The following is a 17,655-nucleotide window of genomic DNA, read 5'->3' as shown; positions in this document are numbered from 1 at the left end:
CCTCAAGACCCCCTGTCTTGGGCCAGAGCCGACGGAGGCCGTACCCCAGCGGTGTCCGTGGCGGCGCCGACGAGGAGCAACAGTTTTGCGCGAGTTCAGCCTTCCGGCCCTGTACGAGGTGCCCGCGGACGGAAATCTGACCGATCTCATCCGCCGAAACGCCGTTCAGCACCCGGACGTTCCCGTCATCGCCCGCAAGGACCCGGCCGACCCCGGCCGCTGGCTGGACCTGACCGCCGAGGAGTTCCTGGCCGAGATGCGGTCCACGGCCAAGGGGCTGATCGCCGCGGGCGTCCGCCCCGGCGACCGGATCGGCCTGATGTCGCGCACCCGCTACGAGTGGACGCTGCTGGACTTCGCGATCTGGAGCGCGGGCGGGGTGACCGTGCCGATCTACGAGACCAGCTCGCCCGAGCAGATCCAGTGGATCCTGGAGGACTCCGGGGCCGTCGGCTGCCTCGTGGAGACCGGCGCCCACGCCGCCGCGGTGGAGTCCGTCCACGACCGGCTGCCGAACCTGGCGCACCTGTGGACCATCGACGACGGCGCGGTGCGGAAGCTGGTCGACTCCGGCACGCACATCGCCGACGAGGTCCTGGACGAGTACGGTTCCGCCGCCGACGCCGACTCCCCGGCCACCATCGTCTACACCTCCGGCACCACCGGCCGTCCCAAGGGCTGCGTCCTCTCCCACCGCGCGTTCTTCGCGGAGTGCGGCAATGTGGTCGAGCGCCTCAAACCGCTGTTCGTCACCGGCCAGGGGTCGGTGCTGCTCTTCCTCCCGGTCGCCCACGTCTTCGGCCGCATGGTGCAGTTGGCGAGCGTCATGGCGCCGATCCGGCTCGGTCTGAGCCCCGACGTCAAGCACCTCACCGACGATCTGGCCGGCTTCCGTCCGACGCTGATCCTGGGCGTGCCGAGGGTCTTCGAGAAGGTCTACAACTCGGCGCGGGCCAAGGCGCGGGCCGAGGGCAAGGGGAAGATCTTCGACCGGGCCGCGGAGACCGCGATCGCCTACAGCCGCGCGCTGGACGCCCCGTCGGGCCCCTCGCTGGGCCTGCGGCTGAAGCACCGGCTGTTCGACAAGCTGGTCTACGGCAAGCTGCGCGCGGTGCTGGGCGGCCGGGCCACCCACGCCATCTCCGGCGGCGCCCCGCTCGGGGAGCGGCTGGGGCACTTCTACCGCGGCATCGGCTTCACGGTGCTGGAGGGCTACGGCCTCACCGAGTCCTGCGCGGCGACCGCGTTCAACCCCTACGACCGGCCGAAGATCGGCACGGTCGGGCAGCCGCTGCCGGGGTCGGCCATCCGCATCGCGGAGGACGGCGAGGTGCTGCTGCGCGGCGAGCACCTGTTCAGCGGCTACTGGAACAACGAGGCGGCCACCGCCGAGGCGATGGAGGGCGGCTGGTTCCACACCGGTGACGTCGGCACCCTCGACGAGGACGGCTATCTGGCCATCACCGGCCGCAAGAAGGAGATCCTGGTGACGGCGGGCGGCAAGAACGTCGCCCCGGCCGTCATCGAGGACCGCATCCGGGCCCACGCCCTGGTCGCCGAGTGCATGGTGGTGGGCGACGGCCGGCCGTTCGTCGCGGCGCTGATCACCCTGGACGAGGAGTTCCTGCCCCGGTGGGCCGAGGAGCACGGCAAGTCGGGCCTGTCGCGGGAGGAGTTGCTCGCCGATCCCGAGTTGCTGGCCGCCGTCCAGCAGGCGGTGGACGACGGCAACTCCGCCGTCTCCCGGGCCGAGTCGGTCCGCAAGTTCCGCATCCTGCCGACTCAGTTCACCGAGGAGTCCGGCCATCTGACGCCCTCTTTGAAGCTCAAGCGCAACGTGGTCGCCCGGGACTTCGCGCGGGAGATCGAGGCGCTGTACGGGTAGTCCGGCCTCCGGGGCGGCGGCCGGACGCTCGCCGGCCCCTCCGTCCCGGACGTCACCTCCGTCCGGGACGGGGTCGCGTCCGAGCGCCCGGGCGCCTCACGGACCGTTCCGCGCGCCGATACGCCGGACGGTCACAGCAGCGCCTGGAGACGCTCCGCCAGCAGGTCCCGGCGCCAGCGTTCCTCGATCCACTCCCGACCGCGCTCGCCCATCCCGCGGCGGAGTTCGGGGTCCTTCAACAGGGTGACGATCCGCTCGGCCGTCTCCCGGGCCGCCTCCTCGGCGGGGGCTCCGCCGCGCACCACCCAGCCGGTCTCCCCGTCCAGCACCGCGTCGGGCGCGCCGCCGGAGTCGCCCGCGACGACCGGCAGTCCGGTGGCCGACGCCTCCAGGTAGACGATGCCGAGCCCCTCGACGTCCAGCCCGCCCCGGCGGGTGCGGCAGGGCATGGCGAAGACGTCGCCCGCGCCGTAGTGGGCGGGCAGTTCCTCCCACGGCACCGATCCGGTGAAGCGCACCGCGTCGGCCACGCCCGTCCGCGCCGCCAGGTCCCGCAGCGTCTTCCCGTACGGGCCGCCGCCGACGATCAGCAGCACCGCGTCGGGCACCTCGGCCAGGACGCGCGGCATGGCCCGGATGAGGGTGTCCTGTCCCTTGCGCGGCACCAGCCGTGAGACGCACACCACGACCGGCCGGTCGGCGAGTCCGAGCCGGGCCCGTACGGCGTCGCCGCCGGAGCCGGGGTGGAAGGTCTTCTCGTCGACGCCGGGCGGCAGGTGGACCATCCGGGCCGCCGCCTCGTCGGTGAGCGCGCCGGCTATCCGGGAGCGGGTGTACTCGCCGAGGTAGGTGAGGGTGTCGGTGTCCTCGCCGATCCGGCGCAGCAGCCGCCGGGCGACGGGCAGTTGGGCCCAGCCCGCCTCGTGGCCGTGGGTGGTCGCCACCAGGCGCTTCGCGCCCGCCCGGCGCAGCGCGGGCGCCATCAGACCGAGCGGCGCCGCCGCCCCGAACCACACCGAGGAGCAGCCGTGTTCGCGCAGCAGCTCCACGGCCCGGCGCGTCACGCGCGGGGTGGGCAGCAGCATGGTGGTGCGGTCGCGCACCACCGTGAAGGGCTGTTCGGCGTCGAAGCGGGCGGTCGCCTCGACGCCCTCCCGACTCCTCTTCCAGGTCGAGGCGTAGACGACGACCCGCTCGGGGTCCAGCCGCAGCGCCATGCTGTGCAGGAACGCCTGGATGCCCCCGGGGCGGGGCGGGAAGTCGTTGGTGACGATCAGGGTCTTGTCCATCGCCGCCGACAGTACAACGGCGCCGGTCCGGGCTCGCGGGCCGCACCCGGTACGGTCGGTCCATGCGCCTTCCCGTCGCGGCCTGGGCCGCCACCCGGACCGTGCTGCTCCTGTGCGTGTTCAAGGTGATCACGGTGCCGGGGCCGGACGTCACCAGCGACGTCTCGGTGATCTACCGCGGCTGGTACGAGGTGCTGCGGACGGGGGTCTTCCCGCCGGACGACGTCACCTGGCAGTATCCGCCCGCCGCCGCGCTCGCGATCCTCTCCCCCGCCCTGCTGCCGTTCCTGGAGTATCCGGCGGCCTTCTATGTGTTGGCCTGCGCGGTGGACGCGGTCGCCTTCGGGCTGCTGCTGTACGCCGGCCGACGGACGCCCAGGGGCGTGCGACGGACCCGGTGCGCGGGGGCGTGGGTGTGGGTGGCCGGGGTGCCGCTGCTGGGCCCGACCGCGTACGCGCGCTACGACCTGATGGTCACCGCCGTCGCCGTGGCCGCGCTGTTGGCCCTGGCCCGTCGGCCGAGGGCGGCGGGGGCGCTGGCCGCCTTCGGGGCGCTGTTGAAGGTGTGGCCCGCGCTGCTGCTCGTCGGCACTCCCCGCGGGCGGGTCACCCGGATCGTGTGGGGCACCGCCGTGGCGGTGGCGCTGCTGCTGACCGCCGCGTTCGCCGTCGCCATGCCGGGCGCGCTGGACTTCCTCACCCACCAGCGGGACCGCGGCACCGAGGTGGAGTCGGTGGGCGCCCTGGTCTTCCACGTGGCGCGGCACTTCGGCTGGGATGGGCAGGTGCTGCTGAACTACGGCTCGGTGGAGTTCCTCGGCCCGTACGTGGACGTGGTGAGCACCGCGGCCATGGCGTGCACCGTCGCGGCGTTCGGCTGGCTGCTGTGGTGGCGGACGCGGGCGGTGGAGTGGACGGCGAGCACGGCGGCGGACGCCGCGTTCGCCGCCGTGCTGCTGTTCACCGTCACCAGCCGGGTGATCAGCCCGCAGTACATGGTCTGGCTCGTGGGGTTGGCGGCGGTGTGCGTGACGCTGCGCACCGGACGCCAGGGCCTGCCCGCCCTGCTGGTCGTCGTGGCGACGGGGGTGACGCTGCTGGAGTTCCCCCTCAACTTCGGGAGCGTGGTGGCGAGCGACGCGCTGGGCATCACCCTGCTGGTGGTGCGCAACGGGCTGCTGGTGGCCGCCGCCGTCCTGGCCTGCGCCCGGCTGTGGCGCACGACGGTGACCGAGCCCCGTCGCCGCGCGGCCGGTCCCGCCGTCGGAGACGCCGGGGACGGTGGCGGTGGGATCGACCGCACGGCGTCCCGCGACCGGAAGGACGGGCTCCTCGCCCGGTGAGTCGGGTCAGGGGCGGACGACGGCGGCGATCGGCATCATCCCGATCGGGTCGTGGCGCACCCTCGCCCCGGGGTGCGGGGCGTGGACGACCTGGCCGCCGCCGACGTACATCCCCACGTGGCCTGCGTCCGACCGGTAGACGACCAGGTCGCCGGGGAGGGCCTGGTCCGGCGGTACGTGCCGCCCGGCGTGGAGCTGTCCCTGTGAGGTGCGCGGCAGGGCGACGCCGGCCCGGCCGTACGCCCAGTGGGTCAGGCCCGAGCAGTCGAAGGCGTGCGGGCCGGCCTGCCCCCACGCGTACGGCGAACCGACCGCGCTCCGCACGGCGGCCACCGCAGCGGCGGCCCGCGGCGAGGGGAACGCCGTCCCGACCGGGACGGAGCGGTCGGCGCCGCGCGAGGCGCGGTCACGGGCCGCGCGCTCCTCGGGCGAGAGTCGGTTGAGCAGCCGTTGGGCGGCACCGAGCTTGCGCTGGACGGTCGCCCGGTGCCTGCGCAGGAGTTCGCGTTGGCGCCTCAGTTCGGCGAGCTTCCCGCGGGCCTCGGTGCGCCGCTGCTCCAGGGTCCGCGTGGCGCGCTGGAAGACCTTGAGCCGGGCGGCCTGACGGCTGTTGATCCGGTCCAGGGTGGCGGCCTTGGCGAGGTACTCCTCGGGGTCCTCGGAGAGGAGCAGCCGCAGGGACGGCTCCACGCCCCCGGAGCGGTACTGGGCGCTCGCCAGGACTCCCAGGGCGCCGCGCATCCGGTTGACCTTCTCCTGGTCGCGCGCCGCGTCGTCCTGGGCCCGTTCCACCTCCTCGCGGAGGTCGTCCACGCGCTCGGCGACGGCGTTGTACTCCTCGGTGGCCCGTTCCGCCTCCGTGTAGAGGTGGTCCACCCGTGCGCTCGTCACGGCCGGTTCGCCCGTCCCTCCCGGGTCGGCGCCCGCCGGTGCGGCCGTCAGGGCCGCCGCCGCGCCCGCCGCGGCGGAGAGCGCGGTGACCCTGCCGCCCAGGCCGAAGACGCCGGGGTGTGGGGGGCGTCGCCGGTCGGTGCGTCGTCCGGAGCCGTCTCGGGTGGACCGGTGCGAGACCACGGTGAGGCCGCTCTCCCTTCGTGAGGAGTTCTCCACGACAGCTCCCGCGGCCCGGGTGGGGCCGGGCGACACGCGGGAACACGGAGAGCCGAGAGTAGCCGCGCGGACACCGTCGGTTCGCGAACCGTTTCCTCCGGCGGAACCCGTCACCCCGCCCGTGACCTGCGCACGGACGGGGCGGCGGAAAGATCCTCCCCCGCCCGGGTTCACCCGGACGGGGGAGGGAGGAAGGCGGTGGAGCGGCCGGAGCGACCGCGGGGGGCTCCGGTCAGACGCGCACGCCGAACATGAACGGCATGTTGTTGATCGACTCGTAGCGCACGTTGGCACCCGGCTTGGGGGCGTGGAGGATCTGCCCGTTGCCGGCGTAGAGGCCGACGTGGTGCAGGTCGCCGTAGAAGAAGACCAGGTCGCCCGGGGCGAGTTGGCTCATGCCGATCCGGGTGCCGGCGTTGGCCTGGGCCTGCGAGGTGCGCGGCAGGGAGACGCCGGCCTGGCTGTACGCCCAGGAGGTCAGCCCGGAGCAGTCGAAGGAGTTGGGGCCGGTGGCGCCCCAGACGTAGGGCGAGCCGAGCTTGGTCTTGGCGGCGTTGAGCGCGGCGGAGGCCCGCTGGGTGGCGGAGGCCGAGCTGCCGAGGTCCACCCGGTCCGTGGAGGCGCGGTTGGCGCGGGCCTCCTCGGCGGCCAGCTCCTGACGCTCCTTCGCGGTGAGGGTGTTCAGGAGTTGCCGGGCCTCGGCGAGCTTGCCCTGGATGTCCTTCTTCTTGTCCTCGAGTTCCTTGCGGGTGTCCTCCAGGTCCTTCAGCTTCTCGGACGCCTGTCCATGCCCCCGGAGCGGTACTGGGCGGTGGCCATGGTGCCCAGCCCGTCGCGCAGCTTGTTCAGCTCGTCCTGGCCGCGCGCGACGCTGTCCTGGAGGTTGCTGACCTGCTTCTCCAGCTTGTCCTGCTTCTCCTTGGCGCCGTTGTACTTCTCGGTGGCGGCCTCGGCCTCCTCGTAGAGGTTGTCGACCTTGGCCTTGACTTCGTCCTTGGAGGGCTTCGGATCAGCCTGCGCCGCCTGAGAGGAGAGCGCGACCGCCGCCGCTGCGGTCGCGGTCAGTACGGTCACCCGGGTGCGGTTCGGCTGCTTGGGTCGACGGTGGGACGCCACTGGGGCGAGCTCCTTCTTCCTCAGCCGCCTGCCGGGAGTGGTTGGGGGCCACCCGGCTCCGCGATGAGCGCAGCGGATTCGGCGGTACCTCCGCTGCCACCCCGGTTGGGTGATCAACCGCGCGGAGGTTCGGGCCAGACACTAGCCATGCGCTGTGATCGCTTCAAATCCTCATAGGAAAAATCTCGCTCAACGACCACATCCTTTACCATTGCCCAACGCGCAGCGACCGCGAGCTGACGCTGAGTGCCCTCCCCGACGGACATTCCGGACCCCCGCCGCCTCCGTGACGAGGCGTCAGGTGCGGCCGAGACGGCGCAGCAGCAGCACCGACGCCACCGGTCGGGCCCCGGCCGCGGCCACTCCGTCCGCCACCTCGCGGTCCGCGGAGACCACCACCACCGGACGTCCCGGCGGCTCGGCGCGCACCAGACGCCGGATCAGCTCGTCGGCGGTCTGCCCGGGTTTGCTGAACAGCACCCGGACCCCCCGGGGCGGCGCCAGCAGCACCGGGGCCACCAGGTCCGCCCCGTCGAAGACGCAGGTCACCTCGGCGCCCGTCTGGGCCGCCAGGCCCGCCAGTCCGCCCAGCAGCCGCAGCCGCTGCTTCTCCAGGGGCAGCGACGGGTAGCCGGTCTTGGTGACGTTGTACCCGTCCACCACCAGGTGCGCCTGGGGCAGCGCCAGCAACTGGTCGAGCAGCGCGGGGTCCTCCTCGGACAGGGCGCGCCGCGCGATGTCCCTGGGGGTCATCCGGCCGGGCTCCACCGCGTCCACCGTCTCCGCCGGACGCATCGTGACGGGGGGCAGCGCGAGTTCGCGCCGCAGCCCCTGGGCCGCGTCCAGCACCGTGTCGAGCAGCAGCCGCAGCCGCATGTCCTCCGCGCTGCGCCCTTCCCGCACCGCCCGGCGGTTCGCCTCCAGGGCCGACTCGACCTCCGCCAGACGCGTCCGCAGCCGGCGCGCCTCGTTCTCCGCGTTCGCCTTCTCCACCGCGGCCTCGGCCCGCACCGCCTCCAGTTCGGCCCGTACCTTGCGCACCGCCGCCTCGCCCCGCTTGACGTCGCTCTGCGCGCTGCGCAGCTTGCGGTGGAGGACGTCGACCTCTTTGCGGGCCGCGTCCAACTCCGCGCGGAGCCGCTCGGTGTCGGCGCGCGTCGCCGCTTTGGCCCGGGCCAGCTCCTCCCGGAGCCGGGCCACCTCCCGCTCGGCCTCCTCGCCCGCCCGCTCGGCCTGGACCCGTTGGGCCTCCTCGCCCGCCGCGGCGACGAGCTTGACCCACCCCTGGGGGCGCAGCACGTACGCGACCGCGGCCACGTCCACCGGGTCCGCGGCGGCCGGCAGCGTACCGCCCTCCACCGCCTCGGCCAGCTCCGGCAGCCCTTTGCGCAACCGCTCGGCGACACGCTGCCGGAAGACGGTGTCGCTCTCCAGCGAGGCGGCCATGGCGTTGCCCGCGAACCTGACCCGCCGCTGGGGGGTGAAACGGGCGTACTGCCGCAGGGGGACGGGCAGTTCGGCGACGGTCAGCCCGCCGAGCGCGTCCCCCGTCAGCGCCACCACCCGGCGGCGCACCTTCTCCGGCAGTGGGTGGTCGAGCGTCTCCTCTTCCGGTTCGCGCTCACCACCCGTCCGTTCCGCCACGTCCGCATCCCGTCCGTCGTCACACCTGCGCGCCGGGACGGTCGACCAGTTCGACCTGGTCCACCGCGTTGCACCAGCGGCAGCGCACCGATTCGATCTCCTCGCTGAGGACCTCGCGCTCCTCCACCCTCGGCTCTCCCGCCAGGTCCAGGTGCACGTACTCCACCACCCTGCTGGAGCGCGTCACGTCGAAGCGGGTGAGGTTGCCGCACATGGTGCAGCGCCACCGCGTTCCTTCGTTCGGTCGGGGAACCGGCATCGTTCCGTCCTTTCCTTCGGTGCTCCCTGCGCCGCCGGCACCCCCGGCGTCACCGGCGCTCCTGCTCGTCCTCGCGTCGTCTCTTCCGCTGTCCCGTCTTCTCCGCCTCGCCGCCTTCGGCGCGGCGGATGCCCCGGGTGCCCCGATTGCCCCGGTTTTCCCACGTCACACGTGCCGTCGGACACTCGACCGCGGTATCCCCGCAACCCTACGACCTGACGACCGCCGGGTGCGCCCTGGCGTGCTGCCCGTATCCGAGCCGTCATCATCCCCGCGCGGGCCGCCGGCCGCCGGGCGCGGCGGGGCCTCGGACGCGGACCCCGCCGCGCACGGGGGACCCGGACGCGGCGGGCTACAGTGGGCGGGCCGACCCCGGCGGCCAAGGGAAACGCAGTCTCCCGGGGGAATCCGCCGGCGGCCACCGCGCCTCGGAGCCTCCCCCGAAGAAGGGAAAACCGTGATCACCTCGATCGTGCTCATCAAGACCAGCACCGACCGCATCCCGGAGATCGCCGAGGAGATCGCCGCGCTGGAAGGGGTCAGCGAGGTCTACTCGGTGACCGGTGCCCACGACCTGATCGCCATCGTCCGCGTCGCGCGGCACGAGGAGCTCGCCGAGGTCATCCCGGGCCGGATCAGCAAGGTCCCCGGCGTGGAGTCCACCGAGACCCACATCGCCTTCCGGACCTACTCCCGGCACGACCTGGAGGCCGCCTTCGCCATCGGGCTCGACTCCTGACGGCGGCCGGGCGGACCGCCCGCCGGGGAAGCCGCCGCGCACGCCTCGCCCGGCGCGGACGGGGCCGCCCGGGACGTGCCCGAGCGGCCCCGCCTCCGATGCCCGTCAGGCGTTGCTGACCGCCACCCAGCGCTCCAGCGCCGCCTTGGCCGCGCCGGAGTCGATGGACTCCGCGGCCCGCTCCATGCCGGCCGCGATCCGCTCGGTCAGCGGCGCGTCGCCCGGCTCCAGGGCGACCAGCGCGGCGGCGGAGTTCAGCAGCACCGCGTCCCGCACGGGACCGTTCTCGCCGTCCAGCAGCCGCCGCACCACGTCCGCGTTGTGGGCGGGGTCCCCGCCGCGCAGCGCCTCCAGCGGCACCAGTTCGATGCCGACGTCCCGCGGGTCGAAGACCTCGCTGCGGACCTCGCCGTTCCCGACCGTCCACACCGTCGAGGTGCTCGTGGTGGTCAGCTCGTCCAACCCGTCGTCGCCCCGGAAGACCAGCGCGGAGACCCCGCGCTCGGCGAGCACGCCCGCAACGATCGGCGCCATCCGGGCATCGGCGACCCCGGTGGCCTGGGCCCCCACCCGGGCGGGGTTGGTCAGCGGGCCGAGGAAGTTGAAGACGGTCGCGACGCCCAGTTCCTTCCGGGCGGCCCCCACGTGGCGCAGCGAGGGGTGGAACTTCACCGCGAAGCAGAAGCTGATCCCGGCCTCGGCGGCGACCTCGGCGACCCGCTCCGGCGCCAGGTCCAGGTTGACCCCCAGCTTCTCCAGCACGTCCGCCGTCCCGCACGCGCTGGAGGCCGCGCGGTTGCCGTGCTTGACGACCTTGGCGCCGGTGCCAGCCACCACGATCGAGGACATCGTCGAGATGTTCACCGTTCTGGCCCGGTCGCCGCCGGTGCCGACGATGTCGACCGACGGGCCCGGCACCTCGATCACCTTGGCGTGCCCGTACATCGCGCGGACCATCCCGACGACCTCGTCGACCGTCTCGCCCTTGGCCCGCAGCGCCACCGCGAAACCGGCGATCTGGGCGTCGGTCGCCTCGCCCCTCATGATGCGGTCCATCGCCCAGGCGGTGCTGTCGGCGGACAGATCCTCACCGGCCAGCAGCGCACTCAGCACGTCCGGCCAGGTGTGGGCCGCCGCGGTGTCGCCTCCGGTAGGGGTAACAGCGCTCATGGGATCACTCCTGGCATCTTCGATTCACGAGGGGCCCGGCCGTCCCGGCGGCCCCACGCCAGCCTACGGCGTGCGCGCCGCTTCCCACGGTCGATGACCGCACTCCGGACACGCCGGGGCCCCGCCCCCTCCGACCGGAGGGAGCGGGGCCCACATGTGGCGACTTTCGCTTGGAGCCTCAGTGACCGTGGCCGCTGGTGAGCTCCTTGTACTCCTCCACCGTCGGCTTCGGGATCTGGTTGCCCTCTCCGTAGTAACCACGGCTGAGCCTGGCACGGAGCTTCTGCACCCGGCCGACCTTGCGGGCCACGCCGTTCTCGTCCACCTCCGGGCCGATCTCCAGCGGCTTGTACTGCTCGTGCGCGGTGAGGGTGTGGAGCTGCTCCTGCGAGAGCGGCTCGTGCACCTCGACGAACTCACCGTGCGGCAGCCGCTTGATGATGCCGCTCTCCCGGCCGTGGAGCACCTTCTCGCGGTCACGCCGCTGCAGACCCAGGCAGATCCGCTTGGTGACGATGAAGGTGATCACCGGCACCGCGAAGAACCCGATGCGGACGAACCAGGTGATGGCGTTGATCGACAGGTGGAAGTGGGTGGCCCACAGGTCGTTGCCACCACCGATCAGGCACACGAAGTACAGGCTGAGCCAGGCCATGCCGAAGGCGGTGCGCGTCGGGGCGTTGCGCGGGCGGTCCAGGATGTGGTGCTCCCGCTTGTCCCCGGTGACCCAGGACTCGATGAACGGGTACACGGCGATCGCCGCCAGGATCAGCGGGAAGATCATCAGCGGGATGAACACGCCCAGGGCGAGCGTGTAGCCGCCCGGCAACACGATCTCCCAGCCCGGCATCGCGCGGATCAGGCCCTCGGAGAAGCCCATGTACCAGTCGGGCTGCGCGTTGGTGGACACCTGGTCCGGACGGTACGGGCCCAGCACCCAGACCGGGTTGATGGTGAACGTCGCGGAGATGATCGCGATGATGCCGAAGACCAGGAAGAAGAAGCCTCCCGCCTTGGCCATGTAGACCGGCAGCAGCGGCATGCCGACGACGTTCTTCTCCGTCCGGCCGGGACCGGCGAACTGGGTGTGCTTGTGGTAGAAGACCAGGATCAGGTGCGCCACCACGAGCCCCAGCATGATGCCGGGCAGCAGCAGGACGTGCGCCACGAAGAACCGCGGAATGATCTCCGTGCCCGGGAACTCGCCACCGAAGATGAAGAAGGCGAGGTAGGTGCCGACCACCGGGACGGAGAGGACGGCGCCCTCCATGAACCGGATGCCGGTGCCCGAGAGCAGGTCGTCCGGCAGCGAGTAGCCGGTGAAGCCGGTGAACATGCCCAGCACCAGCAGCAGGAAGCCGAACAGCCAGTTGATCTCGCGCGGCTTGCGGAACGCGCCGGTGAAGAAGACGCGCATCATGTGCACGAACATGCCGACCAGGAACACCAGCGCGGCCCAGTGGTGGATCTGCCGCATGAGCAGACCGCCGCGGACGTCGAAGCTGATGTCCAGCGTCGAGGCGTACGCCTCCGACATGTGCACACCCTGCATCGGCACGTAGGCGCCGTGGTAGGTCACCTCGGCCATGCTCGGGTGGAAGAACAGCGTCAGGTAGACGCCGGTCAGGATGATGATGATGAAGCTGTAGAGGCAGACCTCTCCGAGCATGAAGGACCAGTGGTCCGGAAAGATCTTCCGCATGTTGGCCTTGGCCAGGCCGTAGATGCCCAGCCGGCCGTCGGCCCAGTCGGCGACCCGCTCGCCGGCGGGCGCCTTGCCCCGGCGCTTCGGGGCCTCGCTTGTGGTACTCATCCGCGCTCCCAGAAGGTCGGGCCGACGGGCTCCGCGAAGTCGTCCTCCGCCACGAGATAGCCCTCGTCGTTGACACTGATCCGCAACTGCGGCAGAGGGTGACCGGCAGGCCCGAAGATCACGCGCGCCCCGTCGGCCAGGTCGAAGGTCGACTGGTGGCACGGGCACAGCACATGGTGCGTCTGCTGCTCGTACAGGGTAACCGGGCAGCCGACGTGGGTGCAGATCCTGGAGAAGGCCACGATGCCCTCGTGGGACCAGTCCAGTTCCCGCTTGTCCTTGATGTCGTTCGGCTCCAGCCGGACGAGCATCACGGCGGCCTTGGCGATCTCCTTCTGGAAATCGTGGCTGCCCTCCTCCAGCCCCTCGGGCTGGGCGAAGGCCAGCGTGCCGACCGTGATGTCCTCCGGGCGCAGGGGCTCGCCGGTGTTCTGGTTCACCAGCATCTTGCCCTTGGCCCAGGCGGTGTGCCGGAGCTTGTCCTCAGGCAGGGGGCCGAGGTCGCGCAGCAGCACCACACCGGAGAGCGGCACCAGGGCCAGCGCGCCGAACATGGTGTTGCGGACCAGCTTGCGACGGCCGATCTGCGACTCCTTGGCGCCCTGGTGGAAGTCGGCGAGGACCTTCTGCTTGGTCTCCTCGTCCGCCTCGATCGGGTGACGCTCACCGATCAGCTCGTGGTCCGACATCAGCGTGCGGCCCCAGTGGACCGCGCCGGCGCCGATGCAGAACAGGGCGATGCCCAGCGTCATGCCGAGCGAGAAGTTCAGTGCGCTGATCTTGCCCAGCGGCCAGATGGTCACCATCTGGTCGATCGGGAAGATCACGTACGAGGCGATGAAGCCGATGGTGGCCAGCATCGACACCGTGAACAGCAGGGCAACGGTGCGCTCGGACCGCTTGGCGGCCCGCTCGTCGATGTCCTGCTTGCGCGGCTCGTGGGGCGGCAGCCCGGGGTCGGCGAAGGGGTTCTCCCTGTTCGCCACCTCGCCGTGAGCGGTCTCGCGCTCGCCGGGGAGGTTCTCGTCTTCGTGGGTTCCGGTGTGGCTACTCATGACTTCCTGGCCTTGGCGGTGCGTGCCGCGACCCACACGGCGGTGCAGATCAGAAGGGCGAGGACGATGGTCCAGGCGAACATGCCCTCGGCCACCGGGCCGAAGCCGCCCAGGCCGAAGCCGCCGGGGCTCGCCGTCTCCTTGCCGTTGACGTCCTGGAGGTACGCGATGATCTCCCGCTTCTCCTCCGGAGGCATGACGCTGTCGGGGAAGGCGGGCATGTTCTGCGGACCGTGGAGCATCGCCTCGTAGACGTACTTGGGATCGACGTCGTTCAGCGGCGGTGCGTACTTGCCGTGCGTCAGAGCGCCGCCCTTGCCGGTGAAGTTGTGGCACTGCGCGCAGTTGGTGCGGAACAGCTCACCACCCGCGGCGCTGTCGGCACCCGAGGGGTTGTAGTCCTCCTCGGTCGGGATGCTCGGGCCGGGGCCCAGCGAGGCGATGTAGGCCGCGAGCTGATCGATTTCCTTCTGGTCGTAGACCCGCGGCTTGTCGGGCGCCTGGGCGCCCGGGGACTGGGCCGGCATGCGGCCGGTGCCCACCTGGAAGTCCACGGCAGCGGCACCGACGCCCACCAGGCTGGGGCCGTCGGAGGTGCCCTGGCCACCGGTTCCGTGGCAGCTGGAGCAGCCGGTGGCGTATAGCTTCTTGCCCTCCTCGATGGCGAGGGACTGGGCCGAGGTGTCGGCCTTCGCCTCGTCCGCCGGAGCGAACGCGGCGTACAGCCCCCCGGTGGCCGCCAGCGCGAAGAGTAGGACGACGAGCGCCGCCAGCGGATGGCGCCGTCGTGCGGAGAGCTTTTTCACGGATTACCCCGGTGTCAGGATCTTCTGCGTCGTTGCTTCTGTCTGTGTCTGTCAGTCCGCCGCGGTCCCCGTCGCGCGAATCGACGGCGGACCCGGATCACCGGATCACTTGATCAGGTAGATCGTGGCGAAGAGACCGATCCAGACCACATCGACGAAGTGCCAGTAATAGGACACCACGATGGCCGCGGTGGCCTGGTGGTGGGTGAACCTCCTGGCCGCGTACGTCCGGCCCAGGACGAACAGGAAGGCGATCAGGCCGCCGATCACGTGGATGCCGTGGAAGCCCGTGGTCAGGTAGAACGCCGACCCGTAGGGCCCCGAGGAGATACTCACCCCCTGGTGGACCAGCTCCGTGTACTCGAAGATCTGGCCGCCGATGAAGATGGCACCCATGACGAAGGTGACCACGAACCACATCCGGAGCCTCTTCACGTCACCGCGCTCGGCGGCGAAGACGCCGAGCTGGCAGGTGAGGGAGGAGAGCACCAGGATCGTGGTGTTGGTCGATGCGAACGGAAGGTTCAGGATGTCCGTCTGCTCCGACCAGTACTCGGGACCGGTCACCGATCGCAGGGTGAAGTACATCGCGAAAAGGGCCGCGAAGAACATCAGCTCGGAACTCAGCCAGACGATGGTTCCGACGCTGGTGAGGTTCGGTCGATTGACCGACGGGTGCGCGTGCCCGGTATCTACTGCAGTTGCTGTCGCCACGCCGACATTATGTCGGTCGCTTATCCCGCCCTCACTCCGGGGGGTGCTGTTCGGTGTGTCAAGGGCTTGCGACCGGCTCCGTCGGACCCTCCCGGCACGTCGCCGGAACCCTGCCGGGCCGCCTCCGACAGGAGTAGCATCCGGCCACGAGACGGCTTGTCGATCCCCCGGCCCCCGGCCCCTGGACCTTCGGGGCCGAGGATCCGGGGGCCCGCGGCCCCGAGGACCCCGAGGACACGGAGGAACCATGCAGCCGACCGCCACGGTGCTGGTCTACAGCGACGACGCCAACACCCGCGAGCAGGTGCGGCTGGCCGCCGGGCGTCGGCCGGCCGCCGACGTGCCGCCGGTCGAGTACATCGAGTGCGCCACGCTCCCCGCGGTGCTCGGCCTCCTGGAGGAGGGCGGCGTCGACGTCTGTGTCCTGGACGGCGAGGCGGTGCCGGCCGGGGGGATGGGCGTGTGCCGCCAGATCAAGGACGAGATCTTCGACTGCCCGCCCGTCCTGCTGCTGATCGGTCGCCCGCAGGACGCCTGGCTGGCCACCTGGAGCCGTGCCGAGGCGGCCGTCCCCCAGCCGGTGGACCCGGCGACCCTCGCCGACTCCCTGGCCGGGCTGCTGCGCCACAGGCTGCAGCGCACGGCCGCCTGAACCGCCGACGACGAACGGCGACAGACGACGACAGACGACGACAGGCGACAACGAACGACGACGGGCCGCCGCGGGTCTCACCACCCGCGGCGGCCCGTCCGCCGTGAAGAGGCTCAGGTCCGGTCGGCCCGCAGGGCACTGCCCTTCCTCCACTCCTCCCAGGACAGGTTCCAGTCGCCGAAGCCGTTGCCGAAGGGCGGCATCCTCGGGGAGTCCTCCTCTCCGTCGACATACCGGACGATGTCGCCCTGCCGGACGGTGGTGAAGAACCAGTGGGCGTTCTCCACGCTCATCCCCGTACAGCCGTGGCTGACGTTGTCCCGGCCGTGGAACTCGGCCGACCAGGGCGCGGCGTGGGCGTACTCGCCGCTCTCGGTGAGCTGCGTGGCCCACTGCACGGGCAGGTCGTAGGACTCGGGGCTGCCCTCGGGGATGCCGATGCTGGTTCCGGTCATCCGTACGTTGGCCTGCCGCCCGAGGACCACCTTGACGCCCTCCCGGGTGCGGAATCCGGGCTTGCCGGTGGTGACCGGGACGGTCTTGAGGGTCTTGCCGTTCTTCCTGACCGTCATCCGGGTGTCGTCGATGTCCACGACGGCCTCGACGCGGTCACCCGTCCGGATGCTCAGGGGCTTCGTCTCCCCGCCGCGCAGCCCGTCCCGGATCCACACGCCCTCCAGGGCGCTGCGGACCACGACGGTGGCGTGCGCGGGCCAGTAGGTGCGCGGACGGTAGTGCAGCGTCCTGCCGTCCACCCAGTACCAGGAGCCCTCGGCGATCGCGGGCGTGGACTCGACCTTCAGCGCGCGCTCCACGATCGCGCGCTCCTCGCCGCTTCCCACCGTCCGGTCGAGTTCGGCGGTGAGGGGCTGGCCCACGCCGTAGGTGCCGCGGGCCGGGCCGAAGACGATGCCGAGTTCCTTGCCTCCCTCGGCCGGACGGGTGGCGAGGTCGACGGTGCGACGGCCGGGAGCGCCGTCCTTCTCGGTGCTGACCACGACCGTGTAACGCGTCGCGGCGGCCGGCGGAGTGGAACTGCGCCAGCGGGCGCCGTCGGCGGAGAGCGCGCCGTCCAGCGGGCGCCCCGCCGTGTCGATCGCGCGGACGGCCGTGATCCGGCTGCCGTCGCGCGCGGTGATCTCCAGTGGTTTGTCCGGGTCCACCGCGCGGCCGTTCTCCCCGACGTTCAGCGCCACGTGGGCGGTCGCGTCGTAGGGGGCCGCGTCCGAAGGCTGGTCGTTGCCGCTGCAGGCGGCGGGCCCCACCGCCAGCGGCGCGAGTATCAGGAAGCAGATCAGTGCTGTCCCGCGTGATCCTCGGCTCATGCTGCCACGGTAGGAACGCCGCACGGAACGGACGAGCCGGATACGTGCGAACGGGTCATCTCCGGAGCGTGTCCGGAGATGACCCGTTCGTGATGGGGAAGGGTTACTGGTTCTGGTTCTCCCCGTGGTAGTACTCGAACACCCAGCCGAACAGGCCGACGAGCAGCAGCGGCAGGGAGATCAGCAGGAACCACCAGCCGATGGCGATGCCCAGGAAGGCGAACGCGCACCCGCCGCCCAGAGCCAGCGGCTGCCAGCTGTGCGGGCTGAAGAAGCCCAGTTCACCGGCGTCGTCGGCGACGTCCGCGTCCTTGTTGTCCTGCGCTCCGGTGTCCACTCGGCGGGCCGTGAAGGCCAGGTAGTAGCCGACCATGATGCACAGGCCGAAGGCCATGAACAGGGCCGTGGTGCCGACCGGCTCCTTCGACCACAGGCCGTAGACGAGGGCCACGGCCAGGATGAAGGCCGACAGCCAGATGAACATGCGTCCCTGGATCTTCACTTACCGGCCTCCTTGCCACCGGCGAGCACCTTGTCCCCGGAGCCCTTGGTGTTCTCGAGCTGGTCGAGGGCCGCGACCTCCGGGTGGTGCAGGTCGAACGCCGGGGATTCGGAACGGATCCGCGGCAGGGAGAGGAAGTTGTGCCGGGGCGGCGGGCAGGAGGTCGCCCACTCCAGGGAGCGGCCGTAGCCCCAGGGGTCGTCCACCTCGATCTTCGGCGCGTACCGGGCCGT

The 17,655-nt window shown here is 71.6% G+C and carries 15 protein-coding genes and 2 pseudogenes; 4 read left to right on the top strand and 13 right to left on the bottom strand.

Going from position 1 to position 17,655, the window contains the following annotated elements; all coding sequences use genetic code 11:
• Positions 1–85: 85 nt before the first annotated feature.
• Entirely contained in the window at positions 86–1,885 is a 1,800-nt protein-coding gene (locus tag IF47_RS0103615) for an AMP-dependent synthetase/ligase (RefSeq protein WP_031506542.1), read from the top strand.
• 131 nt (positions 1,886–2,016) lie between these two features.
• On the opposite strand, the gene IF47_RS0103610 is transcribed toward IF47_RS0103615, so the two are convergent.
• Positions 2,017–3,174: a glycosyltransferase family 4 protein gene (locus IF47_RS0103610; protein ID WP_031506541.1), complete on the bottom strand. Its 1,158-nt coding sequence runs from the start codon at positions 3,172–3,174 to the stop codon at positions 2,017–2,019.
• Between the two features lie 62 nt (positions 3,175–3,236).
• Between IF47_RS0103610 and IF47_RS0103605 the strand changes: the two genes are divergently transcribed.
• Positions 3,237–4,517, top strand: a complete 1,281-nt coding sequence (locus IF47_RS0103605; RefSeq protein WP_051716941.1) for a glycosyltransferase 87 family protein — start codon at positions 3,237–3,239, stop codon at positions 4,515–4,517.
• Positions 4,518–4,523: 6 nt separating this feature from the next.
• Here the strand turns inward: IF47_RS0103605 and IF47_RS0103600 are convergent, their stop codons facing one another.
• The 4 genes and pseudogenes from IF47_RS0103600 to IF47_RS0103585 form a co-directional block, all read right to left on the bottom strand.
• The gene (locus tag IF47_RS0103600) at positions 4,524–5,510 is read right to left on the bottom strand and encodes a C40 family peptidase (RefSeq protein ID WP_031506538.1); all 987 of its coding nucleotides are present in this window, start codon (positions 5,508–5,510) and stop codon (positions 4,524–4,526) included.
• Between the two features lie 349 nt (positions 5,511–5,859).
• Positions 5,860–6,743, bottom strand: a pseudogene (locus IF47_RS27430) (C40 family peptidase).
• A gap of 297 nt (positions 6,744–7,040) precedes the next feature.
• Positions 7,041–8,387, bottom strand: a complete 1,347-nt coding sequence (locus IF47_RS0103590; RefSeq protein ID WP_031506537.1) for an NYN domain-containing protein — start codon at positions 8,385–8,387, stop codon at positions 7,041–7,043.
• A gap of 19 nt (positions 8,388–8,406) precedes the next feature.
• Positions 8,407–8,646 carry a hypothetical protein gene (locus IF47_RS0103585; protein ID WP_031506535.1) on the bottom strand — a complete coding sequence of 80 codons (240 nt, stop codon included), beginning with the start codon at positions 8,644–8,646 and terminating at the stop codon, positions 8,407–8,409.
• Positions 8,647–9,103: 457 nt separating this feature from the next.
• Between IF47_RS0103585 and IF47_RS0103580 the strand changes: the two genes are divergently transcribed.
• Positions 9,104–9,385: an Lrp/AsnC ligand binding domain-containing protein gene (locus IF47_RS0103580; protein WP_031506533.1), complete on the top strand. Its 282-nt coding sequence runs from the start codon at positions 9,104–9,106 to the stop codon at positions 9,383–9,385.
• A 105-nt stretch (positions 9,386–9,490) separates the two neighbouring features.
• Here the strand turns inward: IF47_RS0103580 and trpD are convergent, their stop codons facing one another.
• The 5 genes from trpD to ctaE all read right to left on the bottom strand — a co-directional run bounded on the left by trpD (position 9,491) and on the right by ctaE (position 14,943).
• The gene (gene trpD / locus IF47_RS0103575; RefSeq protein WP_031506531.1) at positions 9,491–10,555 is read right to left on the bottom strand and encodes an anthranilate phosphoribosyltransferase; all 1,065 of its coding nucleotides are present in this window, start codon (positions 10,553–10,555) and stop codon (positions 9,491–9,493) included.
• A 178-nt stretch (positions 10,556–10,733) separates the two neighbouring features.
• Positions 10,734–12,368: a cytochrome bc1 complex cytochrome b subunit gene (gene qcrB / locus IF47_RS0103570; RefSeq protein WP_031506530.1), complete on the bottom strand. Its 1,635-nt coding sequence runs from the start codon at positions 12,366–12,368 to the stop codon at positions 10,734–10,736.
• The gene (gene qcrA, locus IF47_RS0103565; protein ID WP_031506529.1) at positions 12,365–13,423 is read right to left on the bottom strand and encodes a cytochrome bc1 complex Rieske iron-sulfur subunit; all 1,059 of its coding nucleotides are present in this window, start codon (positions 13,421–13,423) and stop codon (positions 12,365–12,367) included. The genes qcrB and qcrA overlap by 4 nt, the downstream gene beginning before the upstream one ends.
• Positions 13,420–14,229, bottom strand: coding sequence for a cytochrome bc1 complex diheme cytochrome c subunit (gene qcrC, locus IF47_RS0103560; protein WP_031506528.1), 810 nt, complete (start codon positions 14,227–14,229; stop codon positions 13,420–13,422). The genes qcrA and qcrC overlap by 4 nt, the downstream gene beginning before the upstream one ends.
• Positions 14,230–14,334: 105 nt before the next feature.
• Complete coding sequence (gene ctaE, locus IF47_RS0103555; RefSeq protein WP_031506526.1) at positions 14,335–14,943, bottom strand: aa3-type cytochrome oxidase subunit III; 609 nt, start codon at positions 14,941–14,943, stop codon at positions 14,335–14,337.
• Between the two features lie 247 nt (positions 14,944–15,190).
• Between ctaE and IF47_RS0103550 the strand changes: the two genes are divergently transcribed.
• Complete coding sequence (locus IF47_RS0103550) at positions 15,191–15,595, top strand: DNA-binding transcriptional response regulator (protein WP_031506524.1); 405 nt, start codon at positions 15,191–15,193, stop codon at positions 15,593–15,595.
• 113 nt (positions 15,596–15,708) lie between these two features.
• On the opposite strand, the gene IF47_RS0103545 is transcribed toward IF47_RS0103550, so the two are convergent.
• The 3 genes and pseudogenes from IF47_RS0103545 to IF47_RS27425 form a co-directional block, all read right to left on the bottom strand.
• On the bottom strand, positions 15,709–16,920 hold the full coding sequence (locus IF47_RS0103545; protein WP_051716939.1) for a L,D-transpeptidase: 1,212 nt from the start codon (positions 16,918–16,920) through the stop codon (positions 15,709–15,711).
• Between the two features lie 103 nt (positions 16,921–17,023).
• The gene (locus IF47_RS0103540) at positions 17,024–17,422 is read right to left on the bottom strand and encodes a cytochrome c oxidase subunit 4 (RefSeq protein WP_031506521.1); all 399 of its coding nucleotides are present in this window, start codon (positions 17,420–17,422) and stop codon (positions 17,024–17,026) included.
• Positions 17,419–17,655, bottom strand: a pseudogene (locus IF47_RS27425) (aa3-type cytochrome oxidase subunit I); the annotation flags it as partial. The gene IF47_RS0103540 and the pseudogene IF47_RS27425, both read right to left, overlap by 4 nt.

This window comes from Streptomyces megasporus (assembly GCF_000718985.1).
Taxonomy (GTDB): Bacteria; Actinomycetota; Actinomycetes; order Streptomycetales; family Streptomycetaceae; genus Streptomyces; species Streptomyces megasporus.
This window is presented reverse-complemented; position numbering and strand designations above follow the sequence as displayed.